This window comes from Gordonia sp. (in: high G+C Gram-positive bacteria), assembly GCF_049299075.1.
Lineage (GTDB): Bacteria > Actinomycetota > Actinomycetes > Mycobacteriales > Mycobacteriaceae > Gordonia.
The window spans coordinates 1-1,779 of the sequence record NZ_JBAQWU010000108.1 but is presented as its reverse complement, the minus strand read 5'-3'; the positions used below and the strand labels follow the sequence as shown (position 1 = coordinate 1,779).

The 1,779-nt window shown below is 66.0% G+C and carries 1 protein-coding gene; it reads right to left on the bottom strand.

All coding sequences use genetic code 11. The features are described 5' to 3' along the window. Positions 1-194: 194 nt before the first annotated feature. Complete coding sequence (locus tag WAW85_RS03510; protein ID WP_422558265.1) at positions 195-1,508, bottom strand: ISL3 family transposase; 1,314 nt, start codon at positions 1,506-1,508, stop codon at positions 195-197. Positions 1,509-1,779 lie beyond the last annotated feature (271 nt).

Below are 1,779 nucleotides of genomic sequence, written 5' to 3'. Positions count from 1 at the left end.
CCTCTGCTTGGGGGCCGACGAGGGCGGCGAACCGCTGCAGGCGCGGTTCGGGTGTCGTGCCGACGTTGCGGTAGTAGTTCATGAGGGCGGCGAACACGTCTGGGTCTGATTCTATGGCGCGGAAGTCGTCGAGCCAATGGATGGTCCAGGTGGTGACGTCGGTGCTGCCGGGGGCTTCGCCGGCTCTTCGCCTTTCAGAGTGCGTTGATGCGGTCGGCGAGCTGACCGGAGTGCAGGTGTGACCGCAAGATGTAGTGGTTAAGGTTGCGGAAGCCTTGGGCGATTCCGCGGAGGTGTTCGAGGCGGCCGTTGATGGCTTCGACGGGTCCGTTCGAGACGCGGGTGTCGAAGTAGGCGAGGATGTCTGTGCGGCGTTTCCATAGACTTCGGCCGAGTTGGGCGAGTTCGGCCAGTCCCGCGGGGAGGCCGGTGTGGATGCGTTTGAGGACCTTCCACATCAGTTTCTTGCCTTCGCGGCGTTGTGGGTGTTCGTAGGCGTCGATCAGCTGCTGATACACCTGGTAGGTGATCTCGACCGCGGCGTGCTCGTCGTGGCTGGTCAGCGCCTCGAACAGGCGGATCTTCTGTTTGTCGGTCAGTAGCGCGGTCCGGGTGTGGAGGATGCGGCGGACCTTGTAGAGCGGATCGCTTGCGCGGCCCCGGTGCCCGCACGTCTGCTGCTGGATGCGCTGGCGGCACAGGTCGAGTTTGGTTCCGGCGAGCGCTACGACGTGGAAGGGGTCCATCACGACCCGGGCAGCGGGGAGTTCCTGGCTGGTGGCGGTCTTGTAGCCGGTGAATCCGTCCATCGCCACGACCTTGATCCGGTCCCGGAACCGCTGATCACGGGCGGCCAGCCAGTCCTTCAAGACCTGTGCCGAGCGTCCGGCGATCATGTCGAGCAACCGGGCAGGGCCGGTACCGTCGACGACCGGCGTCAGGTCGATCAGGACGGTGACGAAGCCGGGTTCTCCTTGTCCGCGAACGTGTTTCCACTTGTGTTCATCAACGCCCAGGACACGGACACCGTCGAGGTGGCCGCCGTCGTAGACCAGGGCGCGGGCGGCGTCGACGGCGATCGCGTTGACCGTCTTCCACGCCAGCCCCAACGCTGTGGCCACCGCTTTCACACTCATCTTGTCGATCGCGATGCGCTGGAGGATCCAGCGTGCCGTGCGGGTGGTGACCACTGCCCGGGGCGCGGCGACATGCTCGATCTGGCCGCGGAAGATCGTGTGCGGGCAGTTGCTGGTGCGGCACCTGAACCGCGGTACCGCGACATGCAGCACGACCGGATGGCCGCTGATCGGTACATCAGTCAACGTGCGGTCGGCGTGATCACGTAGCTCGCCGGCGACCCGGCAGCCCGGACACCGTGGATCAGCCTGCAGTACCCGGCACCATAGATGGGTGCGGTCCTGGGCACCGACGGCGGCGCCGGTGATCGTCACCCCCAGCTCGACCGTCCGGCAGATCGTGTCAGCAACATCGGCAGTAAGCTTGCTCATGGGTCCTGTGGCGTGAAATTGGGTGTGTAGGAACTTCCATTTTCACACCCAGGACCCGCCTACATGTTGTGCCCACACCGGTCAGCCCAGATCCGGCCTACGCACTCTCAGAGGCGAAGAGCCGCTTTGCCGAGGGAGAGCAGGGCCAGGCGGGCGGCGGGGGTCAGGGGGCGCCGGCGCAGGGCGGTTTCGGTGACGGTGGTGAGGTCGTCGAGGGTGTAGGTCAGGTGGGGCAGGAGGTCGCCGAGTGCGGTGGCCAGGTCGGGGCCGG